This is a genomic window from Paraburkholderia piptadeniae (assembly GCF_900007165.1).
GTDB classification, from domain to species: domain Bacteria; phylum Pseudomonadota; class Gammaproteobacteria; order Burkholderiales; family Burkholderiaceae; genus Paraburkholderia; species Paraburkholderia piptadeniae.
In genome coordinates, this window is sequence record NZ_CYGY02000025.1 from 1 (window position 1) to 13,918 (window position 13,918).

Here is a 13,918-nt window from a genome sequence, read left to right on the forward strand (position 1 = left end):
GACCCGTGCGCCTGCTCGACAAGTACAAGGACTACGTCTGAACGAGCGGTCCCGCAGCGCGGCGTTCCCCGGCAACTTCACCGTGCCGGGAACGCCGCTTGTCACACTGCAATAACGATCACATCTTCGTCCGGGAGGCCGGGAGCAAGCATCATGGACACGACAGGGTCGTTCGGCGACGCAGCAATCGAGCCACGAGCATCCGAAAACAAGCGCGAAACCACCACATCGGTTCGTTCCGAAATTCGAAAACGAATGGCTTCTGACGCGTCCACTTCGTATGATCCGGACCCTCCCCTCAGCCCACACGGCAAGCGCATTCAGTACAATACGGCCGATCCATTTTCCGGAACGGCGGACATGAAAAAGGCTGACACTCCGACGCTGCGCGCGTTCGCTCTGCTCGAACATCTCGTCGCCGCGGACGGCCCCGTGTCGCTTGCCGACATCACGCACGACATCGATCTTCCGAAGGCGTCGTTGCATCGCATGCTGACTTCGCTCGAAGCCGGCGGCCTCGTGATACGCGAACCGGGGCAGAAAAACGCCTACGTGATCGGCCCGCGCCTCGCGCAACTGGGGCTTGGCGTGATGATGCAGTCGAGCGCCCGGCGCCTGAGGCACGCGATTCTCGGACGCCTCGTCTCGGATCTCGGCGAGACGTGCAACCTCACGATGCTTCACGAAACGGAAGTACTCTATCTCGATCGGATGGAGGCGCCGTGGCCGTTACGCCTCGACCTGAAGCCCGGTTCGCATGTGCCCGCCTATTGCAGCGCGAGCGGCAAGTTGCTGCTTGCGATGCTACCTCGCGAAGAGCGCGCAGCGCTCGTGCGAGCGCTGCAATTGCAGCGTTTCACGCCAAATACGCTCACAGACCCCGCGTTGCTCGAAAGCGAGCTGGACCGCATCGCGCATAAGGGTATCGCTGTGGACAATGAGGAATTTGTCGTCGGAATTGCTTGCGTGGCTGCGCCGGTCAGAAACGAACAAGGGGAATGTATTGCCGCTATCGCGGTGCATGCTCCCGTGTCGCGGACGCCGCTTTCACGGGCTCTGGAATTTATCCCCCGCCTACAGGAGGCGGCGAGTGAACTCGCCAAGACGTTTTGATTCCTTGTAGCCGGCTGCCGGAGATAGCTGGTCGCGGGGATGTGGTTGCGTCTGCGACGCTTCTTTTTTGACTCGCTCCGTTAGCACCAGCGTTCGCGATACGCCTGCCGCCACGAAGGTTACTGACGCGGATGCCCTCTGCGTCACCCGCCCCTACGCCTGCCGGTAGTGAAGATTCTGCGGGTGCGGCGCCTCGGCGAAGAAGAACCACTGCTCGGCGACAAGCCTCGCCTACTGAATCACCAGCGCCGCGCAAAGCAGCACGAACGACAGCCAGATCGAGCGCGCGCTCCGCCCGACACGATCAGGTAGAAGGGGACGACGAACGCAGCAGCCGATAGTCGATCCGGTGACTGGCAGTCAGCCGCATGTACGCTGTCAATTCAGTCACGCGCCGTCCTGCGATAATCGTTGTTCCCTTCCCCGTCTTCTTCCAAGGAGTCACAGTGAGCGATACATCAGCCCCGGTTCCGGGCGGCGCGGCACCGCGTGTCGCACGCGTTGCGTTTCTCGGCCTCGGTGTCATGGGTTATCCCATGGCAGGGCATCTGTCGAAGTCCGGCCTCGACGTGACGGTCTATAACCGCACCGCGTCGAAGGCTGCGCAATGGGCGTCGGAATATGGCGGACGCGCGGCCCCGACGCCACGCGACGCGGCGAACGGCGCCGACCTCGTGCTCGCGTGCGTCGGCAACGACGACGATCTGCGCAGCGTCGCGCTCGGTGATGACGGTGCTTTCGCCGGGATGGCATCGGGGGCCGTGTTAGTCGATCACACGACGGCCTCGGCCGATGTGGCGCGCGAACTCTTCGCGCTTGCAAAGCAACGCGGCGTGCATTTCATCGATGCGCCCGTATCGGGCGGCGAAGCCGGCGCGCAGAATGGAACGCTGACCATCATGTGCGGCGGCGACGCCGACGCATTCGAACGCGCTCGCGGCACGCTGGAGCACTACGCCGCGGCCGTCACGCTGCTTGGCCCCGCAGGTGCCGGCCAGCTCGCGAAGATGGTCAACCAGATCTGCATCGCGGGCCTGGTCCAGGGCCTGTCGGAAGCGCTCCATTTCGGCCAGCGCGCCGGGCTCGACATGGCGCGCGTGCTGGAAGTGATCGGCAAGGGCGCGGCGGCTAGCTGGCAGATGGCTAACCGCGGCCCGACCATGCTCGACGGCAAATTCGACTTCGGCTTTGCCGTCGACTGGATGCGCAAGGACCTCGGCATGTGCCTCGACGAAGCGAAGCGCAACGGCGCGTCGCTGCCCGTCACGGCGCTCGTCGATCAGTTCTACGGCGACGTGCAGGCGCTGGGTGGCAACCGCTTCGATACGTCCAGCCTGATCTGGCGGTTGCGCAAAGTGAATCCCGCCGGCTGAAGTTCGTCGCGGCCGGGATTCGTCACGCACATCGATGCATCACTTGCGCCAGCGCAACGGGCGACGCAAGTGATGCCGTTCGAACCGCAGCCCCGGCGCCGCATGCGCGAAAGCAGGCACTCCGCCAATCTCGACGCCTTCCAGACGCTCGCGTTCCTCGTCGGCCTCGACCGTCTTGCCCGTATCTATGAAACACGCTGCCACCACGCCCACGGCCAGCAGTCCCGCCGAGATCGTGAACGGCACGTTGTAGCTACCCGTCGTCTGGATCAGATAGCCGAACACCACGGGCGACACCATCCCCGCCACGCCGAAGCCCGTGTTCATCATGCCGCCCGCCGTGCCCGCGTATTTGCCTGCGATATCGAGCGGCAGCGTCCACAGCACCGGGTTCGTGATCTCCAGGAAGAAGAACGACGCCGACAGGAACCACACAGCCGTCAGCGGATTGGTGGCTGAGACCATGGGCAGCAGAAACGCAAGCGACCCGCCCATGCCGACCACCAGCACCGCGCAGCGCGCGAGACGCAGACGTCCCGTCGCCTTGTAGAGCTTGTCCGATACGACGCCGCCGAGCGTATCGCCGATCACGCCCGCGAGCAGCGGCAGCGCCGTGAAGAGCGCGAGATGCTTCAGATCGAAGCCGCGCGATTCCTTCAGGTACGACGGCAGCCACGTCAGATAGACCCATAGCAGCCAGCCATAGCAGAAGTCGACGAACGTGACGAGCCACATGCGGCGAATCAGCTTGCGCCACGGTGTAGCCATGCGCTTTGCACGGTCGCAGTCGCCGACGCGATAGCCGATTTCAGCGGTTTCTTCCGGCGTGATGCGCTTGTTCTGCTCCGGCGAATTGGTGAAGATGCACAGATAGAGCACGGTCCACGCAAGACTCGCGACGCCCAGCAGAATGAACGCGTCCCGCCAGCCGCCCGCCGCGACGACGGCGAGCACGAGCGGTGGCGTCACGGCGCCGCCCAGGCGCGCGAAACTGTGCGTAATGCCCTGCGCGAAGCCCCGCTCGGCCACGGGCATCCAGTACGTGAACGCGCGCGTGGCCGTCGGAAACGCGCCGCCTTCGCCGATGCCGAGCGCAAAGCGCAGCGCGACGAGCATCGCGACACTGCCGGCGAAGCCCGTCGCGAGCGTCGCCACGCCCCATATGATCGACAGCACGGTCAGCACGGCCTTGGGCCCGTACTTGTCGGACAGCCATCCGCCGATGATCTGCATCATCGCGTACGGATAGGCGAACGCGGAGAACACCAGACCGAGTTCCGCCGATGTCAGCCCCATCTCATGACGGATCAACGGCCCCGCCACCGCGATGTTCACGCGGTCGATGTATGAGATGAAATACATCACGCACATGACCGCCAGAATGATGTGACGCGTCTTCACGCGCCGCGTATGCTTTTCCATGCTGTCTCCTGTGTCTCTCGTTATGGAACGCCTACGATGTCGATGGTGTGTCGATAGCCAACGCGGATCGAGTCCGCTTCTGTGTGTCTCCTCGTTGCGCTGTGCCCGCGTCGCGCTCAGGTGTTCAGCAGCTTGAGCCGCTGCACCTTGCCCGACGGCCCGCGCGGCAGTTCCGTGACGAACCGGAATTCCTTCGGCGTCTTGTACCGGCCGAGTTCGCGCAGGCAATGCGCGCGCAGATCGGCGACATCGAGCGAAACGCACGCTTGCCCTGCTTCAAGCACCTGTTGTTCCGGCGAGCGCGCGACGATGAACGCGACGATGTCCTGCCCATATGCGCTATCGGGCACGCCGACGGCGGCCGCGTCGAGCACGCCCGGATGTCTGAGCAGCGCTTCGTCGATTTCGCGCGGCGCGATGTTTTCGCCGCCTTTGATGATCAGTTCCTTCGCACGGCCGTTGATGTAGAAGTAGCCTTCATCGTCGCGATAGCCGAGGTCGCCTGTGCGTAGCCAGCCGTCCGGAGTAAACGCGGCGAGCGTGTCTTCCGGGCGCTTGTAGTAGCCGCTCATCACCTGCTCGCCGCGCAGCACAAGCTCGCCGCATTCGTTTGGCGCGCATTCGCGTCCTTGCCGGTCGATCACCCTGGCTTCTCCGCCCGAAGGCAAGCCGATGCTGCCGACCCTGCGCGCCTGCGCCTCGTACGGATTGCTGAAAACGGGCGCGGCCGTCTCGGTCATGCCCATCGTCTCGATGATGCCGATGCCAAAGCGCGACTCGAACGCACGGTGATGATCGGCAGGCAATGCCGCCGACGCGCTGCGGCAGAACTTCAGCGCCGACAGGTCGTATGCGCACGGTTCGTCGCTGTTCAGCAGATACGCGACGATGGTCGGCACAACGTTGATCCATGTGCAGCCGTGACGGGCCGCATCACGCCAGAACGTGCGGGCGGAGAAGCGCGGGGGCATCACGACGGAGCCCGCGTGAAAGAGCGGCGCGAGCAACGTCACGACAAGACCGTTGATGTGGTAAAGCGGCAGCGATGCGAGCACGCGGTCGTCGGCGCCGAGACGATGCTCCGCTGTGATATTCGCCGCGTTCGCGAGCAGATTGCGATGCGTGAGCAATACGCCTTTCGGGGCGCCCGTCGTGCCGGATGTGTACATCAGCAGCGCGACATCGGATGCGCGCATGTCGTTCGATGCCATACCCGCGTCGCCGGATTCGGCGGCGCGTTCGGCCGCTGCCGTCGCGAGCCGCGCATCGCCATCGGTAAGCGTTTCTGCAAGTGCCGTTTCCGCGCGCGGCAGCGTCGGGATTGCAGATGCGTCCGGCGCGGTCTGCACGACATGGATTTCGCGCGATAGACCCTGCGCCCGCAACTCTGCAATCGACGACTCGATCGCCTGGCGTGTATCGCGTTCGACGAACACGGCACGCGTGTCCGAATGCTCGACGATGTAGCGCAACTGTGAAGGCTGGCACAGCAGATTGAGCGGATGCGCAACGAGGCCGCTATACATTGCGGCAAGCAAGAGCCGCGCGGTCTGGATGCCATTGCTCATATAGACCGACACCGTGTCGCCTGCATGCAGGCCAGCGTCGCGAAAACGCGCTTCGAGCGTGCGACAGTCGTCGCGCAGTTCGCCGAAGGTCAGCGCGCGGTTACGGGTGGTTGTGCCGCCCGCGTCGTCTGCATCGGGGCAGGCGAGCAGGAACGGCTTGTCGGGATACTGCGCGGCGCGTTCGTCGATCAGCGCGCGGAGCGTCGACGGCGTATTCATCGGCCGTACCTCCGGAAGAAGTCACCGAGCAACGCGTCTGCGTCGGGCACGTGCTCCTCGATCGGATACGCGACGCGCGTGATGTTCAGGTACTGGTGAAAGCCGAGATTGCTGGAGAAGTTATTGCGTCCCCAGGTGCCGCAGCCCATCGACAGCGAAAACGGCAGGCCGTTGTCGAAGTTGCCGCCCGTCGCGAGGCAGTGCGCCTGATTGACGATCACGCGCGCGACGGGCAGCGTCGTGCCGAGTTGGACGGCTTGCGCGGTATCGGCGGAATGGAGGCCGACCGAATGGCCCGCGCCCATATACGCGTAGATGTTGCGGACGATCTCCGCAGCGGCGTCGAAGTTGCGCGCGCGATAAACCGTCAGCACGGGCGCCAGTTTCTCGCCTGAAAAAGGATGCGTCGCGCCGAAGCCCGTTTCTTCGACCATCAGGAAGGCAGGCTCGCGCATCGCGACGTCGTCGAGACCGGCCACGCGCGCTATCGTCTGCGCCGAGCGCGCGGTGCATTGCGCGGACAACTTGCCGTCGTGCCACATCGCCGCCTGCAGCTTCGCTTTTTGCGCTTCGTCGAGCAGCACGCCGCCGCACGAGATCAGTTCGTCGAGCATCGGCTGGTAGACGGCTTCTTCGATCACGACGCTGTTTTCCGATGAACAGCTGGTCGCGTTATCGAAGGTTTTCGAACGCGCGATCTTGCGCGCCGCATCGCGCAGATCAGCCGACGCCGTGACGAGCGACGCGACATTGCCAGCACCGACGCCGAAGGCGGGCGTGCCGCTCGCATACGCCATCCGCACGTTCGCCTGGGAGCCCGTCGCGACCACGAGATCGCATTGCCGCATCAGTTCCGCTGTCGCCGCCTTGCTGATGGGGGCGGGCAGCATCTGCACGAGATCAGTGGAAAGCCCCGCTTTTGCGAGCTGCGTATGGATGAAGCCGATCAGCAACGCGCACGACGAATACCCTTTCGGTGACGGCGCGACGATCACTGCATTGCCGCATTTGAGCGCGTTGACGATCTTGTTCGCGGGCGTCGCAGCGGGATTGGTCGACGGCGTGATGGCTGCCACCACGCCCACCGCTCGCGCGATTTCGACGATGCCCTTTGACGCATCGCGCGCGATCACGCCCGTGGTCTTCTGGCCGTGCAAATCGCGCAGCAGGCCGAGCGTCTTGCGAAAGTTCTTGCGAAACTTGTCGTCCGCGTTGCCAAGGCCCGTGTCCTCTACCGACAATTCGGCCAGTTGCCGGTTGCGCGCGGGCTCCATGATCGCCCATGCGGCAGCGGCGGCAGCCATGTCGAGTGCTTCCTGCCCCGCGTTTTCGAACTCGCGCTGCGCGGCGCGCGCCCTTTCGACTAGCGTCGCGACTGCGTGCCGGACGTCGGCGTCCTGTTGTTCGCCCATCACTTCGGTGGATGTGGCTCTGACATTCATACGGTTCGCTCCGACTGGAAAAGATTGGCTGTGAAGTGAATCTAGCCAGCCTTGCGCATCGCGTAGTCCCGTTTTCCGAACGATCCTTTGCTGCGTGCTCCGAAGAATCGGAAAATGCGAAATTCGGGACTTTCCTTAGTCCCGAAAACCGTATGAATCGATGCAAAATCGATCCTGTCCACAAGAAGCACAGGGAGACAGGATGTCGACTTCGAATCAATCGAACGCGGCAGCCGTGCGCGCGTTTCGCGTACTGGAGACGCTCGCAGAAGCGGGCCAGCCTCTATCGATGATGGATCTCGTCAATGCGCTCGGACTGCCGAAGCAGACCGTGCATCGGATCCTCGTGCAACTGATGGATGCATGGCTCGTCACGCGCAGCGCGGGAAGCCGTCTCTACGAATGCTCGCCGCGCGTGCGCACGCTCGCCGTCAATGTGCTGATGCACGCTGGACCAGCCGCAGCGCGCCATGTGCTGCTCGAACAACTGGTCGCGAAGATCGGCGAGACCTGCAACCTGACGATGCTCGCCGGCAACGACGTCGTGTATGTGGACCGCGTCGAAACGGAATGGCCGCTGCGCATGCATCTGCAGCCGGGCTCGCACGTGCCGCTCCACTGCTCGGCAAGCGGCAAGCTGCTGCTGAGTTTTCTTCCGAAGGAAAGACGCGACCGGATGGTCGATACGCTGCCGCTGCGCGCATATTCGGAGCGCACGATCACCGATCGTGATGCGCTGCGGCAGGAGTTGATGGCGACGCGCAAACGGCTGCTCGCGATCAACAACCAGGAGCATTTGCAAGGGCTGATCGCGATCGCCGTGCCGGTCATGCTCAACCGCAATCGCGCTTGTGCGGCGATTGCGGTTCAGGCGCCCGTCGGCAGGGTCACGCTCGACGATCTGCTGTTGTTCGTGCCCGATCTGCGCCATGCGGCCGACGAAACCGCGAAGACGTTTCGCGAGTGAGCAGAGTGTCGCCCGGCACGCGGTGCGCCCGCCCTGCTCCGCCTGATCCGACCTTCAGTGCGCGCTTGCCGGCGCGCCATACGCCACGGCGCGGCGCTCGATCGCGCGCGCGGACCATGCCGACACCAGCGCCGACAGCATCACATACGCGCAGACCATCCACGGCTTGCCCTCGTTGATGCGCAGCAATGCCGTGGCGACGATCGGCGTCAGCCCGCTCGCGAAGATGCCCGAGAACTGATAGACGAACGAGATGCCCGTATAGCGCACCTTTGCATCGAACAGTTCGGAAAACAGTGCCGCTTCCGGGCCATACACCATCGCGTAAAAGATGCCGAACGGCACCACGATCGCGAGCCAGATCATCAGGGTGCTCGTCGGCTGCGTCTCGATCAGCCAGAACGCGGGCAGCACCGAAAGTCCGCAAATCAGCGAGCCCCAGCGATACACGCGCGTTCGCCCGATCCGGTCGGAGAGCGCGCCGAAAAGCGGTATGAAGAAGCACATCACGATGGCCGCGATCATCACGCCGAGCAGCGCGTCGGTACGGCTCATCGACACGTGCTGCGTCAGATAGCCGATCGAGAAGACGGCGAAGATGTTGAAGAACACGCCGTCGATATAGCGTGCGCCCATGCCGAGCAGGACCGCGCCGCGATAGCGGCTCATCATGTCGACAAACGGAATCTTCGCTTCGCGGCGGCTGCGTTTGAGCGCGAGAAACTCCGGCGTTTCCATCACCTTCAGACGAATGTACAGACCGATCAACACGAGCAGCAGCGACGCACCGAACGCGATGCGCCAGCCCCACGCGAAGAACGATGCTTCGGGCAAGAGCCGCGAGACGCCCGCCACCATGCCGGATGCGAGACACAGCCCGATCGACAGGCCGATCTGCGGCAAGCTCGCATACAGCCCACGCTTGCGCGGCGGCGCGTATTCGTAGGCCATCAGCACCGCGCCGCCCCACTCGCCGCCAAGGCCGATGCCTTGCAGCACGCGCAGCGTCAGCAGCAGGATCGGCGCCCAGATGCCGATCTGCGCGTAGGTCGGTACAAACGCGACGCCTGCCGTCGATACGCCCATGATCACCAGCGTGAGAATCAGCGCGGACTTGCGCCCGACGCGGTCGCCGAAGTGGCCGAACAGCACGCCGCCAAGCGGCCGCGTGACGAAGCCGACTGCGAAGGTCGTATAGGCGAGCATCGTGGACACGAGCGGATCGCCGGCGGGGAAATAGAGCCGGTTGAAGACGATGCCGGCGACCACGCCGTACAGAAAGAAGTCATACCATTCGACGGTCGCGCCTATCACGCTGGCGAGTGCGACACGGCGGACGACGCGGTGATCGATTGCCATAGCTGCTCCTCCATAGAACGGCCGTGCTGCCCTTGCACGGCGGCATTTGCAAAGACCCTCGTGGTCTCCTCCCGGGCCCGACGCTGCAACGCTGTGAATCAGGCGGCGACTTCCGCTGGCACGTTCGCGCGATCGTGAAGACGGGATGTGCGCGCGTCGTCGAGAATCATGTCGGACGCTTTTTCCGCGACCATCACGATCGGCACGTTCGTATTGCCGGAGACGAGCGTCGGCATGATCGAGCAATCGACGACACGCAGCCCGCGTGTGCCGTACACGCGCAGACGTTCGTCGACCACCGCGAGCGGATCGTCGGTCGTGCCCATCTTCGCCGTGCCCGATGGATGAAAAATCGTCTGCCCATACTCGCGGCAAAACTGCAGCAGTTCGCCGTCCGTCTGCGCGTCGGCGCCCGGGCGCACTTCGCGCTTCATCAGCGAGGCCATCGGCTGCGTGGCGGCGACGCGCCGCGCAAAGCGCACGCCCGCGACGGCCGTGCGCCGGTCGAGATCGGTGGCGAGATAGTTCGGGTGGATCGACGGCGCTTCGAGCGGATTCGTCGAGCGGATACGCACTGCGCCGCGCGATTCGGGCCGCAACTGGCAGACCGAATACGTGCAGCCGGGGAATGCGTGCACGTCGCCGCCGGCAGAATCGGCGGAGAGCGTCGAGAAGTGGAACTGGATGTCGGGCGTCTTCGCTTCGTCGGGCAACGCGCGGCAGAACATGCCGCCCTGGTTGATGCCGACAGCGAGCGGACCGCCGCGAAACAACGCCCATTGCAGGCCCATCTTTGCGCGGCCCGTCCATGAACGAAGCTGGTCGTTGGTGGTGATCGGCTTCGTGACCTCGTAGATCAGGCGGATCTGCAGATGGTCTTGCAGGTTTTCGCCGACGCCTGCGCGAGCGGCCACGACGGGAATGCCATGCTCTTGCAGCAGCGCCGCCGGGCCGACGCCCGACAGTTGCAGCAACTGTGGCGACTGCAATGCGCCCGCCGCCAGTATCACCTCGCGATCCGCATGCACTTCACGCGTCTCGCCGCGCTGCACGTATTGAATGCCCATTGCGCGCGTGCCGTCGAACAGAATCTTCGATGCCTGCGCATCCGTTTCAACGTGCAGATTCGCGCGCTGCCGCGCAGGTTTCAGATAGGCGACGGCTGTCGAGCAGCGCAAGCCGCGGCGGGTCGTCAACTGGTAGTAGCCGACGCCTTCCTGGTCGCCCGTGTTGAAGTCGTCGACGGTGCGCATGCCGAGCCGGTTCGACGCGGCGATGAACGCATCGACGAGTTCATGACGTTGCCGGATCGTCGACGCCCACAGCGGCCCATCGACTCCGCGCGTCGGCCCCTCGCCCAGCTCGTTGTGTTCGAGCCGACGGAAGTACGGCAGGCATTCGTCCCAGCTCCAGCCGCGATTGCCGAGGGCGGCCCAGCGATCGTAGTCCTCCTTCTGCCCACGCACGTAGATGAGACCGTTGATCGAACTGCATCCCCCAAGCGTGCGGCCACGCGGCCAATACAGCTTGCGGTTGTTCATGTTCGGATCGGGGTCCGTATAGAAGCCCCAGTTGTAGACGGGATGAAACATCGTCTTGCCGTAGCCGATCGGGATGTGAATCCACGCATAGCGATCGGTGGGACCCGCTTCGAGCAGACAGACGGAATAGCGCCCGTCTTCCGACAGACGGTTGGCGAGCACGCAGCCGGCCGAACCGGCGCCGACGACGACAAAGTCGAAACGACGTGGCATAGCAAATGTCTCCCGCAGTCTCCAGCCTGGTTTTCTCGTGTGTTCTGGTGAAACCAAAAACCGGAATGTTTCGTGTAAATTTATTGACAGAAGACACCGACTTCAAGGAAACGGCGATAGCATCGTCGAATCTGGACCAGCAACCGAACTTTTTGTTTCACTTTGCCCATCCGAACCGGGGGTCCGAATGCGAAACGACACCGCGCTGCCGCCGAACGATCCGCTGCATGACAACACGCGCGTGCTGCGTCCGCTCGCCGTGCTCGAACAACTGGCTTCGGCGGGACAGCCGTTCTCGCTGTCGCAATTGTCCGTACGGCTGCATATTCCGAAGGCCACGCTGATGCGGCTCATCGAATCGCTCGAGACACAGGGATATGTCACTCACATGCCGGATTCGCGCGGCGCGGAGCGCGCGATCGCATTAGGTCCGCGCGCCGCGCGCCTTGCGCTCGCCACGCTTGCGAACAACACGTTCACACGCGCATGCCGTTCGCTGTTGCGCTCGCTTGTCGACGCGCTCGGCGAAACGTGCAACCTGACGGCACTCGACGGCGACACGGTGCTGTATATCGAGCGCGTGGAAACGGCCGAGCCGTTGCGGCTGCACATGCAGCCCGGCACGCGCGTGCCGCTGCACTGCACCGCGAGCGGCAAGCTGTTTCTCTCGCAGATGCCGCTGGCGGAGCGGCGGCTCGCCGTGTCGCGTCTGACGCTCAAGCGCATGACCTATCGCACGCTGACGGACCGCAGCCTGCTCGAAACCGAACTCGACCGGCTTGGCGTGCGCGGAATCGGTATCGACAACGAGGAATTCGTCCGGGGGATGGTTGCCATCGCAGTGCCCGTGAGAGACGCCGCGAATGGCAATGTGCTGGCGGCGCTGGCCGTTCATGCGCCGACCGCGCGCGCGAATCTCAACGACTTGCTGGAGGCCGTACCGAAGATGAAGGAGACGGCATTGGCGATCGCGCCGTTGCTGCAGTTTGCCGGGACGCTATCGTGCAAAGGCGTTGGAGAACCTTCGGATCAGCACGCAACGTCGCTTTGAGAATCAGGGGATACGACATGGCCCCGGGCGCTCGAAAGTGCCCGGGGCCCGCTTCTGTCTGAGTTTCTGCTTGAGCTTCCGCTTCAATACCGCCGGCCGGAAACGCGCATCCGTTCAGTATCGATCGAATGCTGCGCATGGCCGACATCCTTGCGCCAGCGGCCGCGCTGCCAGTAGACCGCGATCAGCACCGCGAGACTGACCACACCGAACCACAGCGGCTTGCGCTGATCAGGAATGAACGCCATTGCCACGATGATCGCGCCCATGCCGATGATCGCGAACCACGTCAGATACGGGTAGCACCACATCTTCACGCGCAGCTTGCCAGGCGCTTCGCGTTCGAGCCGGGCGCGCAACTTCAGTTGCGACAGCGCGATCAGCACATACACGAAGATCGCGACAGTGCCATAGGAATTGACGAGAAATGCGAACACCGTATCCGGTGAGACATACGACATCACCACCGACGCGTAGCCAAACAACGTGCCGATCAGAATCGCGCGCACAGGCACGCCCCGACTGTTGACCTTCGCGAGCGAGCGCGGTGCATCGCCGCGGCGCGTCAGCGCGAACATCATCCGCGACGCGGCATAGAGGCCCGAGTTGAGCGCGGACAGCACTGCCGTCAGGATGATCGCGTTCATCAGATGCGCGGCAGCGGGAATGTGCATTGCTTCCAGCGCGCTCACATACGGCGTCGACATCGCCGGTGAATTCCACGGCACGATCGCGACGACGAGCAGGATCGAGCCCGCGTAGAACACCAGCACACGCGTGATCACCGAGTTGGTCGCTTTGGCCACGGCGCGTTCGGGCTCGCGTGCTTCGGCGGCCGCAATCGTGACGATCTCCGCACCGAAGTAGAAGCCCGTTGCCGCGACGGCGCCGCTCAGTACCGGGCCGATGCCCTTCGGCATGAAGCCGCCGTGCGCCGCGATCTGCGCAATGGGCAACGCCGCATGATTCGCGTGCGGCCACATGCCGAGCACGAACAGCGTGCCGACGAACAGGAACACGATGATGGCCGCCACTTTCACCGACGCGAACCAGAACTCGAACTCACCATAACTGCCGACGGAAATCAGATTGGTGAGCGTCAGCACGAGCAGCAGCGCGAGTCCGATGGCCCATGCCGGCACCTGCGGCAGCCAGAACTGCACGAGGTGCGCACCCGCCACTGTCTCGACGGCGACGACGATGACCCAGAAGTACCAGTACATCCAGCCCGTCAGAAAGCCGGCCAGTTCGCCCGATGGCTTGCGCTCGCCGAACGCGAGCCGCGCATACTCGTAGAAAGAACCGACGGCGGGCATCGCGGACGCCATTTCACCGAGCATCCGCATCACGAGCACGACAAGGCCGCCCGTCAGCAGGAACGACAAGATCGCGGCAGGTCCTGCCTGCTGGATCACCACGCCGCTTCCCACGAAAAGCCCTGCTCCGATGACGCCGCCTAGCGCGATCATCGTCATGTGCCTTTGCTTCAGACTGCACTTCAGTTGACTGCCATTGTCTGCGTGCTGCATGTCACCTCCGTATCCGTTCAGGACGGCGCTCGCGGGCTGCATGGGCCCACCTGTGCTGCTGCGCCGCGTCGGCGCGCGCGGACGCCGGATGACTCCGGCTGCCCGCCGCATCCCCGCTGAA

The 13,918-nt window shown here is 63.9% G+C and carries 10 protein-coding genes; 4 read left to right on the top strand and 6 right to left on the bottom strand.

All coding sequences use genetic code 11. The annotated features are described in order from the left end of the window. Positions 1 to 360 precede the first annotated feature (360 nt). Both BN2476_RS12950 and BN2476_RS12960 read left to right on the top strand, forming a co-directional pair. The gene (locus BN2476_RS12950) at positions 361 to 1,113 is read left to right on the top strand and encodes an IclR family transcriptional regulator (protein ID WP_087734718.1); all 753 of its coding nucleotides are present in this window, start codon (positions 361 to 363) and stop codon (positions 1,111 to 1,113) included. A gap of 446 nt (positions 1,114 to 1,559) precedes the next feature. Then, positions 1,560 to 2,486 carry an NAD(P)-dependent oxidoreductase gene (locus BN2476_RS12960; protein ID WP_235850806.1) on the top strand — a complete coding sequence of 309 codons (927 nt, stop codon included), beginning with the start codon at positions 1,560 to 1,562 and terminating at the stop codon, positions 2,484 to 2,486. A 39-nt stretch (positions 2,487 to 2,525) separates the two neighbouring features. Here the strand turns inward: BN2476_RS12960 and BN2476_RS12965 are convergent, their stop codons facing one another. The 3 genes from BN2476_RS12965 to sauS all read right to left on the bottom strand — a co-directional run bounded on the left by BN2476_RS12965 (position 2,526) and on the right by sauS (position 7,137). Further along, positions 2,526 to 3,908, bottom strand: coding sequence for an MFS transporter (locus BN2476_RS12965; protein ID WP_087734581.1), 1,383 nt, complete (start codon positions 3,906 to 3,908; stop codon positions 2,526 to 2,528). Between the two features lie 116 nt (positions 3,909 to 4,024). Next, the gene (locus BN2476_RS12970) at positions 4,025 to 5,695 is read right to left on the bottom strand and encodes an AMP-binding protein (RefSeq protein WP_087734582.1); all 1,671 of its coding nucleotides are present in this window, start codon (positions 5,693 to 5,695) and stop codon (positions 4,025 to 4,027) included. After that, positions 5,692 to 7,137, bottom strand: coding sequence for an acylating sulfoacetaldehyde dehydrogenase (gene sauS / locus BN2476_RS12975; RefSeq protein ID WP_087734583.1), 1,446 nt, complete (start codon positions 7,135 to 7,137; stop codon positions 5,692 to 5,694). Before sauS ends, BN2476_RS12970 begins: the two co-directional genes overlap by 4 nt. Before the next feature lie 202 nt (positions 7,138 to 7,339). Between sauS and BN2476_RS12980 the strand changes: the two genes are divergently transcribed. Continuing rightward, the gene (locus BN2476_RS12980) at positions 7,340 to 8,104 is read left to right on the top strand and encodes an IclR family transcriptional regulator (protein WP_087734584.1); all 765 of its coding nucleotides are present in this window, start codon (positions 7,340 to 7,342) and stop codon (positions 8,102 to 8,104) included. 54 nt (positions 8,105 to 8,158) lie between these two features. On the opposite strand, the gene BN2476_RS12985 is transcribed toward BN2476_RS12980, so the two are convergent. Further along, complete coding sequence (locus BN2476_RS12985) at positions 8,159 to 9,463, bottom strand: MFS transporter (protein WP_087734585.1); 1,305 nt, start codon at positions 9,461 to 9,463, stop codon at positions 8,159 to 8,161. 98 nt (positions 9,464 to 9,561) lie between these two features. Further along, positions 9,562 to 11,217 (bottom strand): GMC family oxidoreductase, encoded by a 1,656-nt coding sequence (locus BN2476_RS12990; protein ID WP_087734586.1) that lies wholly within the window; start codon positions 11,215 to 11,217, stop codon positions 9,562 to 9,564. A 187-nt stretch (positions 11,218 to 11,404) separates the two neighbouring features. Between BN2476_RS12990 and BN2476_RS12995 the strand changes: the two genes are divergently transcribed. Then, the gene (locus BN2476_RS12995; RefSeq protein WP_087734587.1) at positions 11,405 to 12,268 is read left to right on the top strand and encodes an IclR family transcriptional regulator; all 864 of its coding nucleotides are present in this window, start codon (positions 11,405 to 11,407) and stop codon (positions 12,266 to 12,268) included. Between the two features lie 83 nt (positions 12,269 to 12,351). On the opposite strand, the gene BN2476_RS13000 is transcribed toward BN2476_RS12995, so the two are convergent. Next, the gene (locus BN2476_RS13000; protein WP_087734719.1) at positions 12,352 to 13,797 is read right to left on the bottom strand and encodes an amino acid permease; all 1,446 of its coding nucleotides are present in this window, start codon (positions 13,795 to 13,797) and stop codon (positions 12,352 to 12,354) included. Positions 13,798 to 13,918: the final 121 nt, after the last annotated feature.

What these genes read in the sequence shown, in the direction of transcription:
- BN2476_RS12950 (WP_087734718.1), top strand. Translation starts at nt 361, where the DNA reads ATGAAAAAGGCTGACACTCCGACGCTGCGCGCGTTCGCTCTGCTCGAA.
- BN2476_RS12965 (WP_087734581.1), bottom strand. Translation starts at nt 3,908, where the DNA reads ATGGAAAAGCATACGCGGCGCGTGAAGACGCGTCACATCATTCTGGCG.
- BN2476_RS13000 (WP_087734719.1), bottom strand. Translation starts at nt 13,797, where the DNA reads ATGCAGCACGCAGACAATGGCAGTCAACTGAAGTGCAGTCTGAAGCAA.
- BN2476_RS12990 (WP_087734586.1), bottom strand. Translation starts at nt 11,217, where the DNA reads ATGCCACGTCGTTTCGACTTTGTCGTCGTCGGCGCCGGTTCGGCCGGC.
- BN2476_RS12970 (WP_087734582.1), bottom strand. Translation starts at nt 5,695, where the DNA reads ATGAATACGCCGTCGACGCTCCGCGCGCTGATCGACGAACGCGCCGCG.
- BN2476_RS12980 (WP_087734584.1), top strand. Translation starts at nt 7,340, where the DNA reads ATGTCGACTTCGAATCAATCGAACGCGGCAGCCGTGCGCGCGTTTCGC.
- BN2476_RS12985 (WP_087734585.1), bottom strand. Translation starts at nt 9,463, where the DNA reads ATGGCAATCGATCACCGCGTCGTCCGCCGTGTCGCACTCGCCAGCGTG.
- BN2476_RS12995 (WP_087734587.1), top strand. Translation starts at nt 11,405, where the DNA reads ATGCGAAACGACACCGCGCTGCCGCCGAACGATCCGCTGCATGACAAC.
- sauS (WP_087734583.1), bottom strand. Translation starts at nt 7,137, where the DNA reads ATGAATGTCAGAGCCACATCCACCGAAGTGATGGGCGAACAACAGGAC.